This is a genomic window from Streptomyces sp. NPDC019531, from assembly GCF_044903305.1.
Lineage (GTDB): Bacteria > Actinomycetota > Actinomycetes > Streptomycetales > Streptomycetaceae > Streptomyces.
On record NZ_JBJDQL010000002.1, the window covers coordinates 22392 to 38067 of the forward strand.

15 protein-coding genes are annotated in these 15676 nt (G+C 69.0%); all 15 read left to right on the forward strand.

Features of this window, described 5'->3' with window-relative positions; all coding sequences use genetic code 11:
- Positions 1 to 175: 175 nt before the first annotated feature.
- The 15 genes from rho to ACI2L1_RS02440 all read left to right on the forward strand — a co-directional run bounded on the left by rho (position 176) and on the right by ACI2L1_RS02440 (position 15623).
- Positions 176 to 2218, forward strand: coding sequence for a transcription termination factor Rho (gene rho / locus ACI2L1_RS02370; RefSeq protein WP_404737443.1), 2043 nt, complete (start codon positions 176 to 178; stop codon positions 2216 to 2218).
- 133 nt (positions 2219 to 2351) lie between these two features.
- A complete protein-coding gene (locus ACI2L1_RS02375) occupies positions 2352 to 4148 on the forward strand; it encodes a trypsin-like serine protease (protein WP_404737747.1) in 1797 nt (598 codons plus the stop codon).
- Positions 4149 to 4355: 207 nt separating this feature from the next.
- Complete coding sequence (locus ACI2L1_RS02380; RefSeq protein ID WP_404737444.1) at positions 4356 to 5462, forward strand: LCP family protein; 1107 nt, start codon at positions 4356 to 4358, stop codon at positions 5460 to 5462.
- A gap of 129 nt (positions 5463 to 5591) precedes the next feature.
- Positions 5592 to 5810, forward strand: coding sequence for a 50S ribosomal protein L31 (rpmE, locus tag ACI2L1_RS02385; protein WP_404737445.1), 219 nt, complete (start codon positions 5592 to 5594; stop codon positions 5808 to 5810).
- A 108-nt stretch (positions 5811 to 5918) separates the two neighbouring features.
- Entirely contained in the window at positions 5919 to 6995 is a 1077-nt protein-coding gene (prfA, locus tag ACI2L1_RS02390; protein WP_404737446.1) for a peptide chain release factor 1, read from the forward strand.
- A gap of 76 nt (positions 6996 to 7071) precedes the next feature.
- The gene (prmC, locus tag ACI2L1_RS02395; protein WP_404737447.1) at positions 7072 to 7917 is read left to right on the forward strand and encodes a peptide chain release factor N(5)-glutamine methyltransferase; all 846 of its coding nucleotides are present in this window, start codon (positions 7072 to 7074) and stop codon (positions 7915 to 7917) included.
- A gap of 52 nt (positions 7918 to 7969) precedes the next feature.
- On the forward strand, positions 7970 to 8617 hold the full coding sequence (locus ACI2L1_RS02400) for an L-threonylcarbamoyladenylate synthase (protein ID WP_404737448.1): 648 nt from the start codon (positions 7970 to 7972) through the stop codon (positions 8615 to 8617).
- Positions 8614 to 9285 (forward strand): protein-tyrosine-phosphatase, encoded by a 672-nt coding sequence (locus ACI2L1_RS02405; RefSeq protein WP_404737449.1) that lies wholly within the window; start codon positions 8614 to 8616, stop codon positions 9283 to 9285. Before ACI2L1_RS02400 ends, ACI2L1_RS02405 begins: the two co-directional genes overlap by 4 nt.
- Positions 9286 to 9428: 143 nt before the next feature.
- On the forward strand, positions 9429 to 10670 hold the full coding sequence (gene glyA, locus ACI2L1_RS02410) for a serine hydroxymethyltransferase (RefSeq protein WP_404737450.1): 1242 nt from the start codon (positions 9429 to 9431) through the stop codon (positions 10668 to 10670).
- A gap of 129 nt (positions 10671 to 10799) precedes the next feature.
- Positions 10800 to 12113 carry an MraY family glycosyltransferase gene (locus tag ACI2L1_RS02415; RefSeq protein WP_404737451.1) on the forward strand — a complete coding sequence of 438 codons (1314 nt, stop codon included), beginning with the start codon at positions 10800 to 10802 and terminating at the stop codon, positions 12111 to 12113.
- Positions 12114 to 12422: 309 nt separating this feature from the next.
- Positions 12423 to 12854: a hypothetical protein gene (locus ACI2L1_RS02420; protein ID WP_404737452.1), complete on the forward strand. Its 432-nt coding sequence runs from the start codon at positions 12423 to 12425 to the stop codon at positions 12852 to 12854.
- A gap of 210 nt (positions 12855 to 13064) precedes the next feature.
- Complete coding sequence (atpB, locus tag ACI2L1_RS02425; RefSeq protein WP_404737453.1) at positions 13065 to 13910, forward strand: F0F1 ATP synthase subunit A; 846 nt, start codon at positions 13065 to 13067, stop codon at positions 13908 to 13910.
- Positions 13911 to 13986: 76 nt separating this feature from the next.
- A complete protein-coding gene (gene atpE, locus ACI2L1_RS02430) occupies positions 13987 to 14217 on the forward strand; it encodes an ATP synthase F0 subunit C (RefSeq protein WP_103780068.1) in 231 nt (76 codons plus the stop codon).
- A gap of 42 nt (positions 14218 to 14259) precedes the next feature.
- Positions 14260 to 14811 carry a F0F1 ATP synthase subunit B gene (locus ACI2L1_RS02435; protein WP_404737454.1) on the forward strand — a complete coding sequence of 184 codons (552 nt, stop codon included), beginning with the start codon at positions 14260 to 14262 and terminating at the stop codon, positions 14809 to 14811.
- On the forward strand, positions 14808 to 15623 hold the full coding sequence (locus tag ACI2L1_RS02440; protein ID WP_404737455.1) for a F0F1 ATP synthase subunit delta: 816 nt from the start codon (positions 14808 to 14810) through the stop codon (positions 15621 to 15623). The genes ACI2L1_RS02435 and ACI2L1_RS02440 overlap by 4 nt, the downstream gene beginning before the upstream one ends.
- Positions 15624 to 15676 lie beyond the last annotated feature (53 nt).

The following is a 15676-nucleotide window of genomic DNA, read 5'->3' on the forward strand; positions in this document are numbered from 1 at the left end:
GCCACGTGACACAGACACTCAGTGTCACGGCTCTCGGAAGCGCCGTCACCACATTCCTCCGCCACTCAGGCGGACCACCGCCCCGGCACGGTCCACAAGGATGGGACCGACGTCGGACAGCACAACCGGTCGCCGAGCCAGACAGGCCGACGTCCGCTCCAGGGAAGGACCCTTCGTGAGCGACACCACCGATCTGATGGGCGCACGTGTCGAGGAGACCGCTGCCGCGCCCGCCACGGACGCCTCCGCGCCTGCCACCGGTGCCGGCTCCCGGCGGCGCCGCGGTACCGGCCTTGAGGGCATGGTGCTGGCCGAACTGCAGCAGGTCGCATCCGGCCTCGGCATCAAGGGCACCGCGCGTATGCGCAAGAGCCAGCTGATCGAGGTCATCAAGGAGGCGCAGGCCGGGGGAGGTGCCGCGGCTGCCAAGGCCGGGTCCTCACCCGCCGGGGACGCCACCGAGACCAAGCCGAAGCGCCGCGCCACCTCCAAGGCCCGTACGGGCGATGCCGCCGAGAAGAAGGCGGAGGCGAAGGCCGAGGCCCCCGCCGAGAAGGCCGTGGCCCAGCAGCAGATCGAGATCCCCGGTCAGCCGGCCCGCGCCGTCGAGACCGAGCGTGCGGCGGAGGACGCCCCCGTCGAGCGCCGCCGTCGCCGCGCGACCGCCGAGGCCGGTGCCCCGGCGGGCAGCGCCGAGACGATCGTGGCCGAGGCGAAGAGCGAGCCCAAGGCCGAGACGCCCGCGCAGCAGCAGCCGCAGGGCGACGCCGGTGACGGCGACGGCCGTGGCCGCCGCGACCGCCGGGACCGCGGCCGGGACCGCGGGGACCGTGCCGAGCGCGGTGACCGTCGCAAGAGCGACGACCAGCAGGGCCAGGGCGGTCAGCGCCAGCAGCAGAACCAGCAGCAGGGCGGCGGCCGTCAGGACCGTCAGGACCGCCAGCAGCGCGACAACGGCCCGCAGGACGACGACGACTTCGAGGGCGGCCGCCGCGGCCGTCGGGGCCGTTACCGGGACCGCCGGGGCCGTCGCGGCCGCGACGAGATCGGTGGCGCCGAGCCGCAGATCAACGAGGACGACGTCCTGATCCCGGTCGCGGGCATCCTGGACATCCTCGACAACTACGCCTTCATCCGTACGTCGGGCTACCTGCCGGGCCCCAACGACGTGTACGTCTCCCTCGCCCAGGTCCGCAAGAACGGTCTGCGCAAGGGTGACCACATCACCGGTGCGGTCCGTCAGCCCAAGGAAGGCGAGCGGCGCGAGAAGTTCAACGCGCTGGTGCGTCTCGACTCCGTCAACGGCATGGCGCCCGAACACGGCCGTGGCCGCCCGGAGTTCAACAAGCTGACCCCGCTGTACCCGCAGGACCGCCTCCGCCTGGAGACGGACCCCGGCATCCTCACCACCCGCATCATCGACCTCGTCGCGCCGATCGGTAAGGGCCAGCGTGGTCTGATCGTGGCCCCGCCGAAGACCGGCAAGACCATGATCATGCAGGCGATCGCCAACGCGATCACGCACAACAACCCCGAGTGCCACCTGATGGTCGTCCTGGTCGACGAGCGTCCGGAAGAGGTCACCGACATGCAGCGGTCGGTCAAGGGCGAGGTCATCTCCTCGACCTTCGACCGCCCGGCCGAGGACCACACCACGGTCGCCGAGCTCGCCATCGAGCGCGCCAAGCGTCTGGTGGAGCTGGGCCACGACGTCGTCGTGCTGCTCGACTCCATCACGCGTCTGGGCCGTGCGTACAACCTCGCCGCGCCCGCCTCCGGCCGCATCCTGTCCGGTGGTGTCGACTCGACCGCCCTGTACCCGCCGAAGCGCTTCTTCGGTGCGGCCCGCAACATCGAGGACGGCGGCTCGCTGACCATCCTCGCCACCGCGCTGGTGGACACCGGGTCCCGCATGGACGAGGTCATCTTCGAGGAGTTCAAGGGCACCGGCAACGCCGAGCTCAAGCTCGACCGGAAGCTCGCCGACAAGCGCATCTTCCCCGCGGTGGACGTCGACGCGTCCGGTACCCGTAAGGAAGAGATCCTGCTCGCTCCCGACGAGCTCGGGATCGTATGGAAGCTGCGCCGGGTGCTGCACGCCCTCGACCAGCAGCAGGCGGTCGAGCTGCTTCTCGACAAGATGAAGCAGACGAAGTCGAACGCCGAGTTCCTGATGCAGATCCAGAAGACGACGCCGACGCCGGGCAACGGCGACTGAGGTCGAACGTTCGGAAAACGGGCCGCCCCCTGGTAACAGGGGGCGGCCCCTTCTGGTTTACGATCACGCTCTTCGGTCGAATTTTCGATCTCTGAACTTCTGATCCCTAGGGGGGACTTGCATGGGCATACGCATGTCCGGAGGCGCCGGGCGCCACAGACGCCGTTTCCGGATCGCCCTGCCCGTCGCCGTGGCCGCCGCGCTGGTGACCACGTCGGCGAACGCCGCCACCGTGACGCCCGATCCCGAGCCGCGGGCCGTGGCCTCCGCCTCACCCTCGCAGGCCGAGCTGGAGAAGCGGGTCTTCGCCGCTATGGCGGCCGACGACGGCTCCGGAGCGGTGACCCGGCCGTCGAGGACGACGGCGAGCAGCCCGGCCGTCGACAGCAGCATCTCGCCGATGGTCATCGGCGGCACCACGACCACGATCTCCTCGGCGCCGTGGATGGCTCAGCTCTGGTACACCGACGATCAGGGCACCACGGACACCAGCGACGACACCGGCTTCTTCTGCGGTGGTGCCGTCGTCGCCCCGACGAAGATCCTCACCGCCGCGCACTGCGTCAAGGGCGCCGACTGGGCCAAGGGCGGCGCCGTGGTGACCGGGGCCACCCAACTGCCCTCCGAGGACGGCGACCTGCACGGCGGCACCGCGACGGCCGTGCTGCGCCAGTGGTACCACCCGTCGTACAACGCGGACACCATCGACAACGACATCGCGGTGCTGACCCTGGCGGCCCCCGTCAAGGCCACCCCGATCCGGATGACGACGTCCACGGACACGGCCTCCTACGACCCCGCGACTGCCGGTGCCAAGGCCGCCAAGGTCTACGGCTGGGGCCGTACCAGCTCCACCAGTGACGCCGTCTCCGAGACGCTGAAGACGGCCACGCTGCCCATCAAGTCGGACACGACCTGCGCCGCGGCCTACGGCTCCTGGTTCATCAAGGGACACATGGTCTGCGCGGGGAACCCCGCCAGCGGCAGCGACTCCGGTACGACCGCGATCTGCAGCGGTGACTCCGGCGGCCCGCTCGTCGTGAACGGCCGGATCGTCGGCGTGGTCTCCTGGAACGTCACGGACTGCGTCGCCAAGGGCGCCTACAGCGTCTTCACCAAGGTCAGCAAGTACGTCGGCGCCGCCTACCCGCGCGTCGACGACACCAACCTCAGCTTCGACCACAAGGCCGATCTGTGGGTGCGCAAGTCCTCCACCAAGGTCGGCTACGAACTGGACTCCAAGGGCACCACCCTCGCCGCCCGGCAGTCCTGGGGCGACTGGAACGGGGTGAACCTCGTCCGGCAGACCGACCTCAACCGGGACGGCTACCAGGACCTCATGTACCGCGTCTCCGCCACCGGTGACGTCTACTGGCTGCGGTACGTGCCGTCCACCCAGACCTGGGCCGACCCGAAGAAGGTCTTCACCGACTGGAGGACCCGCACCCGGATCGTCACCCCCGGCGACGTCACCGGGGACTACAAGCCCGACCTGCTCTCCGTGGACTCCGCGGGCGTGCTGTGGATCTACCCGGGCAAGGGCGACGGCAGCTTCGCGACCCGGGTCAGGGTCGGCGGCGGCTGGAGCCAGTACAACCAGCTGCTCGGCCACGGAGACTTCACCGGCGACGGCAAGGCGGACGTGCTCGCCCGCAACAAGAGCACCGGCGACCTCTACCTGTACAAGGGCACCGGCAAGTCCGGAACGGGCGTCTTCGCGGCCCGGGTCAAGGTGCGCACCAACTGGAGCGGCTACAACGCCTTCGACGCCGTCGGCGACATCACCGGCGACGGCAGGGCCGACCTGCTGGCCCGCACCGCGGGCGGCACGCTCTACCTCTACAAGGGCACCGGCAAGGCGACCAGCGAGATCTTTGCCACAAGGATCAGTGTTGGTACCGGTTTCCAGCAGTACGACATCTTTGGCTGAAACCGCTGGTGAGCGAGGCTCGCCCTGAGGTTTCCGTCACGTGCTGTGACCACTGCTTCACGTGGTGGTCACAGCACGTTGTGCAACCCTTTCTCAAGTTTCGCCGTCTGACCAGGCGGAGCGAGCATGGTGCGGTACGGGTCTTTTTGTGACCACGTCTGACCCTGAAAGCAGGGGGTAACCGACCGGACGAGATTCGAGGAGCACATGTCAGCCGAGAGCACGCCGATACCCGGGAAACCGGGTGGCAAGGGACGCCGCCGAAAGCCCCGCAGCAAGGGACGCAAGGGCCTGCTGATCACGGCCTGGGTCGCCGCGGGGATCGTGGTGCTGGGCGGCACCGGAGCCGGCTACCTGTACTTCAAGCTCAACGGCAACATCAAGAGCGTCGACATCGACCAGGCCCTCGGCAGCGCCCGGCCCACGAAGGTCGACAACGGCTCCGAGAACATCCTCGTCCTCGGCTCGGACACCCGCTCCGGCTCCAACAAGAAGCTCGGCGGCGGCACCGACGACGGCAGCGCCCGCTCCGACACCGCGATGATCGTCCACGTCTACGAGGGCCACAAGAAGGCCACCGTGGTCTCCATCCCGCGCGACACCCTGATCGACCGCCCCGAGTGCACCGACACCGAGGGCACCGAGCACGACGCCGCCTCGGACGTCATGTTCAACTCCGCGTACTCCACCGGCGGCGCGACCTGCGCGGTGAAGACCGTCGAGTCCCTGACCGGCATCCGCATGGACCACTACCTGGAGGTCGACTTCAGCGGCTTCGAGAAGCTGGTCGACGAGCTCGGCGGGGTCACGGTCACCACGACCAAGAACATCAAGGACACCGACAGCCATCTCGACCTGAAGGCCGGCACGCACAAGCTCACCGGTGAGCAGGCCCTCGGTCTCGTCCGCACCCGGCACGGCGTCGGCGACGGCTCCGACCTCGGCCGTATCCAACTCCAGCAGGCCTTCATCAAGGCGCTGGTCAAACAGGTCAAGAGCCTCGGCGTGCTGACCAGCCCCAAGAAGCTGTACGACCTCGCCGACACCGCCACGAAGACCGTCACCACCGACTCCGACCTCGGCTCGGTGAACTCCCTGGTCTCCTTCGCGAGCGGCCTCAAGGGCATCAGCCCCGCGAACATGACCATGGTCACGATGCCGGTCCAGTACGACCCGGCCGACCCGAACCGCGTGCTCGTCCGAGAGACCAAGGCCAAGCAGATCTGGACGGCCCTGGAGGACGACCGGGTGATCCCCGAGTCGGCCACGGAAGGCAACGCCACGGGCCAGGCAAAGGGTGTTGTGACGTCCTGAGGAATAGATCGCGGTGCCCCCTCGTTTTGGGGGATGCGGCCAGTCCTGGCAGACTGGTACGTCGGCCCCGGTTCACGCCCCCGCAACCCGCGGTGGCGACCCGGCGCCCTCCCGAAACTAGGAGACACCTTGAAGCGCGACATCCACCCCGAGTACGTCGAGACGCAGGTCAGCTGCACCTGTGGCGCGTCGTTCACCACCCGCAGCACGATCGAGAGCGGCGCCATCCGCGCCGAGGTCTGCTCCGAGTGCCACCCGTTCTACACGGGCAAGCAGAAGATCCTCGACACCGGTGGCCGTGTGGCCCGCTTCGAGGCCCGCTTCGGCAAGGCTGCTGCCAAGAAGTAGCGAGCTCCATTTCGCCGGTCCACGGTCGCGCCCCCTTCCAGGGCGCACCGGGACCGGCGTTTTTGGTCGCCCGCCTTCCCCCTTCATCCGCAGTACAGGAGCCCTGAGATGTTCGAGGCCGTCGAGGAACTCGTCGGTGAGCACGCCGACCTGGAGACGAAGCTCGCCGACCCGTCGGTCCACGCCGACCAGGCCAACGCGCGCAAGCTGAACAAGCGCTACGCCGAGCTCACCCCGATCGTCGCCACGTACCGCTCCTGGAAGCAGACCGGCGACGACGTCGACACGGCCAAGGAATTCGCCGCGGACGACCCGGACTTCGCGGCCGAGGTCAAGGAGCTGGAGCGGACGCGCGAGGAGCTGACGGAGAAGCTGCGGCTTCTTCTCGTACCGCGCGACCCCAGCGACGACAAGGACGTGATCCTGGAGATCAAGGCGGGCGCAGGCGGCGACGAGTCCGCGCTCTTCGCAGGCGACCTGCTGCGCATGTATCTCCGCTACGCCGAGCGCGTCGGCTGGAAGACCGAGATCATCGACGCCACCGAGTCCGAACTGGGCGGCTACAAGGACGTCCAGGTCGCCGTGAAGACCAAGGGCGGCCAGGGCGCGACCGAGCCCGGCCAGGGCGTGTGGGCCCGCCTCAAGTACGAGGGCGGTGTGCACCGTGTGCAGCGGGTGCCGGCGACCGAGTCCCAGGGCCGTATCCACACCTCCGCGGCCGGTGTGCTGGTCACCCCCGAGGCCGAGGAGGTCGACGTCGAGATCAACCCCAACGACCTCCGCATCGACGTCTACCGCTCCTCCGGGCCCGGCGGACAGTCCGTCAACACGACCGACTCCGCCGTGCGCATCACGCACATTCCCACCGGAGTCGTCGCCTCCTGCCAGAACGAGAAGAGCCAGCTGCAGAACAAGGAGCAGGCCTTGCGTATCCTGCGCTCCAGGCTGCTCGCGGCGGCGCAGGAGGAAGCGGAGCGGGAGGCCGCCGACGCCCGCCGCAGCCAGGTCCGCACTGTCGACCGCTCCGAGAAGATCCGTACGTACAACTTCCCGGAGAACCGCATCTCGGACCACCGCGTCGGCTTCAAGTCGTACAACCTGGACCAGGTCCTGGACGGCGACCTCGACGCGGTGATCCAGGCCTGCGTCGACGCGGACTCGGCGGCGAAGCTGGCGGCCGCGTAAAGGTACGGGTAAAGGCACGCGTAAAGGCCGCGAAAGAGGCACGTACGCTCGACCGAGTACGACACGGAGGACTTGCGTGAACCTGCTGCTCGCAGAGGTGGCCCAGGCCACCCAGCGGCTGGCCGACGCCGGCGTGCCCTCGCCGCGCAACGACGCGGAGGAGCTCGCCGCGTTCGTGCACGGTGTGAAGCGGGGCGAGCTGCACTCCGTGAAGGACGCGGACTTCGACGCCCGCTACTGGGAGACCATCGCGCGCCGTGAGCAGCGCGAGCCGCTCCAGCACATCACCGGGCTCGCCTACTTCCGGTACCTCGAACTCCAGGTGGGCCCCGGGGTGTTCGTGCCGCGTCCCGAGACCGAGTCCGTGGTCGGCTGGGCCATAGACGCCGTACGCGCGATGGACGTCGTCGAGCCCCGCATCGTCGATCTGTGCACCGGCTCGGGCGCCATCGCGCTCGCCCTCGCCCAGGAGGTGCCGCGCTCCCGCGTGCACGCCGTGGAGCTGTCCGAGGAAGCGCTGCGGTGGACCCGTAAGAACGTGGAGGGATCGCGGGTCGATCTGCGGCAGGGCAACGCCCTCGACGCCTTCCCCGACCTCGACGGCCATGTCGACCTGGTCATCTCCAACCCGCCCTACATCCCGCTGACCGAGTGGGAGTACGTCGCTCCCGAGGCGCGGGACTACGATCCCGAACTCGCCCTGTTCTCGGGGGAGGACGGCCTCGACCTCATCCGCGGTCTGGAACGGACCGCGCACCGGCTGCTGCGCCCCGGCGGTGTCGTCGTCATCGAGCACGCCGACACCCAGGGCGGTCAGGTGCCGTGGATCTTCACCGAGGAGCGGGGCTGGGCCGACGCGGCCGACCACCCGGACCTCAACAACCGCCCCCGGTTCGCGACGGCCCGCAAGGCGCTGCCGTGAGCCACTTCCGGAAGACTTCAGAGCAGTACGTGTACGAGGAGGCCCGCTAGATATGGCACGGCGATACGACACCAACGACGCGACCGACCGCACGACCGGTCTGCGCGAAGCCGCGTCCGCCGTCCGCCGTGGCGAGCTCGTGGTCCTCCCGACCGACACGGTGTACGGCATCGGCGCCGACGCGTTCTCCTCGGAGGCCGTCCAGGACCTGCTGGAGGCCAAGGGCCGGGGCCGCAACATGCCCACCCCCGTGCTGATCGGCTCCCCGAACACCCTCCACGGTCTCGTCACCGACTTCTCCGAGCTGGCCTGGGAGCTGGTCGACGCCTTCTGGCCGGGAGCGCTCACCCTGGTCGCCAAGCACCAGCCGTCCCTCCAGTGGGACCTGGGCGACACCCGGGGCACGGTCGCCGTGCGCATGCCACTGCACCCGGTCGCCATCGAGCTGCTGACCGAGGTCGGCCCCATGGCCGTGTCCTCCGCGAACCTGACGGGTCACCCGTCGCCGGAGGACTGCGACGCCGCCCAGGAGATGCTCGGCGACTCGGTCTCCGTCTACCTCGACGGCGGCCCGACCCCGGGCAACGTGCCGTCCTCGATCGTCGACGTCACCCGCGAGGTGCCCCTGCTGCTGCGCGCGGGCGCGATCTCCGCGGAAGAGCTCAGGAAGGTCGTACCCGACCTCGAGGTGGCGAATTGACGGCCCCTGACGCGGGGCGTGGCATATGGGACGGGGAAGAGACGCGGACCTTCACGGGGCTTCCGCTCGACAGCTTCCGCATCCTCCACGTCAGCACCGGCAACGTGTGCCGCTCGCCGATCACCGAGCGGCTGACCCGGCATGCCCTGGCGGACCGGCTCGGCGACCCGCTGTGGGGCGGCCTGGTCGTGGAGAGCGCGGGGACCTGGGGGCATGAGGGCGCGCCCATGGAGGCCAACGCGGAGGCGGTCCTGGCCGATTTCGGCGCGGACGCCTCCGGCTTCACCGGACGCGAGCTCCTCGACGAGCACGTGATCATGGCCGACCTGGTTCTGACCGCCACCCGCGACCACCGTCAGCAGGTCATCTCGATGGGCCACTCCGCGGGCCTGCGCACCTTCACCCTGAAGGAGTTCACCCGCCTGGTGAAGGCGATAGACCCGGCGACCCTGCCGCCCCTGGAGGACGGCCTGGTGATCCGCGCCCGCGCCCTGGTCCGCGCGGCGGCGGCGCTACGCGGGTGGCTCCTGGCCCCCACCGCCGAGGCCGACGAGGTCTTCGACCCGTACGGCGCCCCGCTGACCTTCTTCCGCTCGATCGGGGACGAGATAAACGAGGCGCTGGATCCGGTGGTGACGGCGCTGACCGGGGTACCGGCGAAGACCTGAGCGCCGGTCAGGTGGACCGGGGCGCCGCGTTGCGCCGTCGTGCGGCCGCGGTCCGTCGTGGCTGGTCGCGCAGTTCCCCGCGCCCCTTCAGGGCGCTCGGCCTACATTGGACGTTACGTCACCGTCGACGCCCGGAGTCCACCATGTCGGTCACCCATGCCCCAGAGACCGCCGACGTCCTGCGGCGGCAGGACCCCGAGCTGGCCGAGATCCTGCTCGGGGAACTCGACCGGCAGTCGTCGTCGTTGCAGCTGATCGCGGCCGAGAACTTCTGCTCGCCCGCGGTGCTGGCCGCGCTCGGCTCGCCGCTGGCCAACAAGTACGCCGAGGGCTATCCGGGCGCCCGGCACCACGGCGGCTGCGAGATCGTCGACGTCGCCGAGCGGCTCGCGGTGGGAAGGGCGAAGTCGCTGTTCGGCGCCGAGCACGCCAACGTGCAGTCGCACTCCGGGTCGTCGGCCGTCCTCGCCGCCTACGCCGCCCTGCTGCGCCCCGGCGACACCGTCCTCGCCCTCGGCCTGCCCGACGGCGGTCATCTCACCCACGGCTCGCCCGCCAACTTCTCCGGCCGCTGGTTCGACTTCGTCCCCTACGGCGTCGACGCGGAGACCGGGATCATCGACCACGAGCAGATGCGCGCCCTGGCCCGCAACCACCGGCCCAAGGCCATCGTGTGCGGTTCCATCGCCTACCCCCGGCACATCGACTACGCCTTCTTCCGGGAGGTGGCGGACGAGGTGGGCGCGTATCTCATCGCCGACGCCGCCCACCCCATCGGGCTCGTCGCCGGGGGAGCGGCGCCCAGTCCGGTGCCGTACGCCGATGTCGTCTGCGCCACCACGCACAAGGTGCTGCGTGGCCCCCGCGGCGGGATGATCCTGTGCGGGAGCGAGCTGGCCGAGCGGGTCGACCGGGCCGTCTTCCCGTTCACGCAGGGCGGCGCGCAGATGCACACCATCGCCGCCAAGGCCGTCGCGTTCGGCGAGGCGGCGACGCCGGCGTTCAGCGCCTACGCGCATCAGGTGGTCGCCAACGCCCGGGTTCTCGCGGCGGGGCTCGCGAGGGAGGGGCTCGTCGTGACCACCGGCGGGACCGACACCCATCTGGTGACGGCGGACCCGTCGCCCCTCGGCGTCGACGGACGGACCGCGCGCGGTCGGCTCGCGGCCGCCGGGATGGTGCTCGACTGCTGTGCGCTGCCGCACGCGGACGCCCGCGGGCTGCGCCTGGGCACGGCCGCCGTGACCACACAGGGCATGGTGGAGAAGGAGATGGCGCGGATCGCCGCACTGCTGGTGGGGGTGCTGCGGGGGGAGACGGAGACCGCGAGGGCTCGTGAAGAAGTGCGGGATCTCGTCGGCGGATTTCCGCCGTATCCGGCCTGAGCGGGGGTAGTCGCACCGGGGTGCACAGCCACACGTGCAACCATCGGCTCTACCCGGAAGTCCACAACCATATGCGAGCGTCGCTAGGGTGTGGTGCTGAGATGGCCAGCGAGACCTGTGGGGAAGCCCGTGCGTGAATACCTGCTGACGCTCTGCATCACGGCCGCGGTGACGTATCTGCTGACAGGGCCGGTACGGAAGTTCGCGATCGTGGCCGGAGCGATGCCGGAGATCAGGGCCCGTGACGTGCACCGGGAACCGACTCCGCGGCTCGGCGGTATCGCCATGTTCTTCGGACTGTGCGCGGGCCTGCTGGTCGCCGACCACCTGACCAACCTCAGCGAGGTCTTCGAGAAGTCGAACGAACCGCGCGCGCTGCTCTCCGGCGCCGCCCTGATCTGGCTGATCGGCGTCCTGGACGACAAGTTCGAGATCGACGCCCTGATCAAGCTCGGCGGCCAGATGATCGCCGCGGGTGTGATGGTCATGCAGGGTCTGACGATCCTGTGGCTGCCCATCCCGAGCGTCGGCTCGGTCGCGCTGACCCAGTGGCAGGGCACCCTGCTGACGGTGGCGCTCGTCGTCATCACCATCAACGCGGTGAACTTCGTCGACGGCCTCGACGGCCTCGCGGCCGGCATGGTGGGCATCGCGGCGGCGGCGTTCTTCCTGTACGCCTACCGGATCTGGTACTCGTACGGCATCGAGGCAGCCGCTCCGGCCACGCTGTTCTCGGCGATCCTGATGGGTATGTGCCTGGGCTTCCTGCCGCACAACATGCACCCGGCGCGGATCTTCATGGGCGACTCCGGCTCGATGCTCATCGGCCTGGTCCTCGCGGCGGGCGCGATCTCCATCACGGGCCAGATCGACCCGGACGCGCTCAAGCTGTTCGCCGGGTCCGAGAAGGCGGCCGTGCACCAGACGGTTCCCGTCTACATCCCGCTGCTGCTGCCGCTGACGATCATCGCGGTGCCGGCCGCCGACCTGATCCTTGCGATCGTGCGCCGCACCTGGCGCGGCCAGTCGCCGTTCGCCGCCGACCGGGGCCATCTGCACCACCGGCTCCTGGAGGTCGGGCACTCGCACAGCCGGGCGGTGTGGATCATGTACTTCTGGGCGGCGCTGATCGCGTTCGGCTCGCTCACCTACTCGGTGAACTCCGCGTCCATGTGGATCGTGCTCGGCGTCGTGATCCTCAGCGCGCTCGGGCTCGTACTGCTCCTGCTGCCGCGCTTCACCCCGCGTGCCCCGATGTGGGCCCAGCACATCGTGCCGCCGCGCTACCGCCGCAGGCGTCCCGTGGTCTCGGAGACCGTGGACGCCATGGAGGCCGAACAGCGCGCCCCGGTCGCCGTGGGAGTGGCGGGAGTCAACGGTGCGACCGCTCTGGGTGCCCGTTCGCGCGTGCCGGAGAGGCGTAAGGCCGGATCGTCGCGCTGACGCCCAAGGTAAGAATCTGACTAAAGCATTGCCATCACGTGGGAGTTCAACGGGGCGGCAAACCGCCCTTATACCAGACAAGTCGACCGCGTTTCTGCACAGACGTGCGCCTTCACTCTCATGTGTGACAGCGAGCACACCTTCTAGGTAAAGACCGCATCAAATAGTTTGTGATACGGTTCACGAGAACCCGGGACAGAGCCGAAGGGCCGTAGTGCGACGGTCCATTGGCGTGAGGGTCACTCTCAGCCCGGGGCTACGCTCGTCCATGACGACACCCCTTCCCCCTTTGAAAGTGGAGTTGCCGCCATGCCGTCCAACGACGTCCGGATCCTGGCTCAGGCTGCCGTGCCCACGGCTGCCGTCGGCGCTGTTGCTGCCGTCGTCAGTGGTGTGGTCGCCGGTGGCAAGGGCGCGATCGGGGCGGGTGTGGCGACGCTGATCGTGATTCTCTTCATGGGAATCGGCCTTTACGTACTGCAGCGCACTGCCAAATCGCTTCCGCACCTCTTCCAGGCGATGGGCCTGATGCTCTACGCGGCTCAGATCCTGCTGCTGTTCGTCTTTGTCGCGGCGTTCAAGAACACCACGCTGTTCCATCCCAAGGCTTTCGCTCTCACGCTGGTCGTCGGCACTCTCACCTGGATCGCCGCACAGACCCGCGCCCACATGAAGTCCAAGATCCTCTACGTCGAACCCGATTCGGGCACCAAGCCCGAAAAAACGGGGCACTCGTCGTGAGAGGTAGGGCCGGGATAAATGCGACTGAGAGACCCTGCTATCGTCCGGTGCCAACTGCGGCATCGCGGGCGCGGGCATCCGAGCTGACGCCTGCTCGAACGCGAGGCTCGATGCCCCCCGGCCGCCCCCACATCCGTTACACCAGTCCCGTGCCGAATCGCGGTCATGCGCCGCGCCGACACAACGAGGTTGCCGTTCCTATGCGCCACGATGAAGGAGCCCGCGGTGAGTGCTGACCCGACGCAGACGCTCGCTTTCGACACGAGCTGTCACCTGTTCGACGGGTGTGGCTTCGACACGGTCGCTCCGGGCCTCCACTCGTTCCTGTTCGAGCCGCTCCTGGGCGACGCGGACGGCAACGGCTTCTACTTCAACAAGCCGATGCTGCTGGCCCTGCTCGGCTCGGTCATCATCGTCGGCTTCTTCTGGGCCGCGTTCGCCCGCCCGAAGATCGTCCCCGGCAAGCTCCAGATGGTCGCCGAAGCCGGCTACGACTTCATCCGCCGAGGCATCGTCTACGAGACGATCGGCAAGAAGGAGGGCGAGAAGTACGTTCCGCTCGCCGTCTCGCTGTTCTTCTTCATCTGGGTGATGAACCTCTGGTCGATCGTCCCGGTCGCCGCCTTCCCGGTGACCTCGATCATCGCCTACCCGATGGTCCTCGCCGCGATCGTCTACGTCCTGTGGGTCTCACTGACCTTCAAGCGGCACGGCGTGGTCGGGGCCTTCAAGAACTTCACCGGCTACGACAAGTCGCTGGGCGCGGTGCTCCCGCTGTCGATGACCATCGAGTTCGCGTCGAACCTGATCGTCCGTCCGTTCACGCACGCGGTGCGACTGTTCGCGAACATGTTCGCCGGCCACACCCTGCTGCTGCTCTTCACGATCGCCAGCTGGTACATGCTGAACGGCATCGGCATCGCCTACTCCGGCGTCTCGTTCGTGATGGTCATCATCATGACGGCCTTCGAGCTCTTCATCCAGGCTGTGCAGGCGTATGTCTTCGTCCTCCTGACCTGCACCTTCATCCAGGGCGCGCTCGCCGAGCACCACTGAGCACCGCCCCGCCACACCCCAAGAGACATCCGGTGGCCAACCCCCACCGGTCACTGAAAGAGAAGGAAGAACCGGCATGTCCGCTCTCCAGACCCTTGCTGCGGTCGACGGCAACCTCGGCTCCATCGGCTACGGCCTCGCCGCGATCGGCCCGGGCGTCGGCGTCGGCATCATCTTCGGTAACGGCACGCAGGCTCTCGCCCGCCAGCCCGAGGCTGCCGGCCTCATCCGCGCCAACCAGATCCTCGGCTTCGCGTTCTGTGAGGCGCTGGCCCTCATCGGCCTCGTCATGCCGTTCGTCTACTAAGACGAACCACGACGACAGCCCCATTCGACGAAAGGCACTGATGTGAACCACGCACTGGTTCAGCTGGCGGCCGAGGCGGAGAAGGAGAATCCCCTCATTCCGCCGTGGCCGGAGCTCGTCATCGGCCTGATCGCCTTCGTCATCGTCTTCGGCTTCCTCGCCAAGAAGCTCCTCCCGACCATCAACAAGGTTCTGGAAGAGCGTCGCGAGGCCATCGAGGGCGGTATCGAGAAGGCCGAGGCCGCGCAGACCGAGGCCCAGAGCGTCCTTGAGCAGTACAAGGCCCAGCTCCAGGAGGCCCGCCACGAGGCCGCGCGACTGCGCCAGGAGGCGCAGGAGCAGGGCGCCACGCTCATCGCCGAGATGCGCGCGGAAGGCCAGCGGCAGCGCGAGGAGATCGTCGCCGCCGGTCACGCGCAGATCGAGGCCGACCGCAAGGCCGCCTCTTCCGCGCTGCGCCAGGACGTCGGCAAGCTCGCCACCGACCTGGCCGGCAAGCTGGTCGGTGAGTCCCTTGAGGACCACGCCCGGCAGAGCCGCGTGATCGACCGCTTCCTCGACGACCTCGAGGAGAAGGCCGAGGCCGCGCGATGAACGGAGCGAGCCGCGAGGCCCTGGCAGCCGCACGCGAGCGTCTCGACGCGCTGACGGACAACACGTCCGTGGACGCCGGCTCGCTCGCCGACGAGCTGGCCGCCGTCACCGCGCTGCTCCACCGCGAGGTGTCGCTGCGTCGGGTCCTGACCGACCCGGCGCAGGCCGGCGAGGCCAAGGCCGAACTGGCCCAGCGCCTGATCGGCACGCAGATCGGCGGCCCCGCCGCGGACCTGGTGTCCGGCATGGTGCGCTCCCGCTGGTCGCAGTCGCGCGACCTGGTGGACGCGCTGGAGGAGCTGGCGAGCCTCGCCGACCTCACCGCCGCGCAGCGACGGGGCAAGCTCGACAACGTCGAGGACGAGCTGTTCCGGTTCGGCCGGATTGTCGCCTCGAACACCGAGCTGCGCGCCGCGCTGACCAACCGCGCCGCGACGGCCTCCGCCAAGGGCGAGCTGCTGCGCAGCCTGCTCGGCGGCCGTGCCGACGTGACGACCGAGCGTCTGGTGACGCGCCTTGTGGCCGCGCCCCGGGGACGTAGCCTGGAGTCGGGACTTGAGTCCCTGTCCAAGCTCGCCGCCGAGCGCCGGGACCGCATGGTGGCCGTGGTCACCTCGGCGGTTCCGCTGAGCGACCAGCAGAAGCAGCGTCTGGGCGGTGCCCTGGCGAGGCTCTACGGCCGCGCGATGCACCTCAACCTCGACGTGGACCCCGAGGTCGTCGGCGGGATCCGGGTGCAGGTCGGCGACGAGGTCATCAACGGCTCGATCGCGGACCGCATCGAGGACGCCGGCCGCCGCCTGGCGGGCTAGCAGCAACTTCATAGCAGTACGTACTTACGACGGCCCTGGTTGGGCCGTACATG

What these genes read in the sequence shown, in the direction of transcription:
- ACI2L1_RS02375 (WP_404737747.1), top strand. Translation starts at nt 2,352, where the DNA reads ATGTCCGGAGGCGCCGGGCGCCACAGACGCCGTTTCCGGATCGCCCTG.
- ACI2L1_RS02380 (WP_404737444.1), top strand. Translation starts at nt 4,356, where the DNA reads ATGTCAGCCGAGAGCACGCCGATACCCGGGAAACCGGGTGGCAAGGGA.
- prfA (WP_404737446.1), top strand. Translation starts at nt 5,919, where the DNA reads ATGTTCGAGGCCGTCGAGGAACTCGTCGGTGAGCACGCCGACCTGGAG.
- ACI2L1_RS02400 (WP_404737448.1), top strand. Translation starts at nt 7,970, where the DNA reads ATGGCACGGCGATACGACACCAACGACGCGACCGACCGCACGACCGGT.
- glyA (WP_404737450.1), top strand. Translation starts at nt 9,429, where the DNA reads ATGTCGGTCACCCATGCCCCAGAGACCGCCGACGTCCTGCGGCGGCAG.
- ACI2L1_RS02420 (WP_404737452.1), top strand. Translation starts at nt 12,423, where the DNA reads ATGCCGTCCAACGACGTCCGGATCCTGGCTCAGGCTGCCGTGCCCACG.
- atpB (WP_404737453.1), top strand. Translation starts at nt 13,065, where the DNA reads ATGAAGGAGCCCGCGGTGAGTGCTGACCCGACGCAGACGCTCGCTTTC.
- atpE (WP_103780068.1), top strand. Translation starts at nt 13,987, where the DNA reads ATGTCCGCTCTCCAGACCCTTGCTGCGGTCGACGGCAACCTCGGCTCC.
- ACI2L1_RS02440 (WP_404737455.1), top strand. Translation starts at nt 14,808, where the DNA reads ATGAACGGAGCGAGCCGCGAGGCCCTGGCAGCCGCACGCGAGCGTCTC.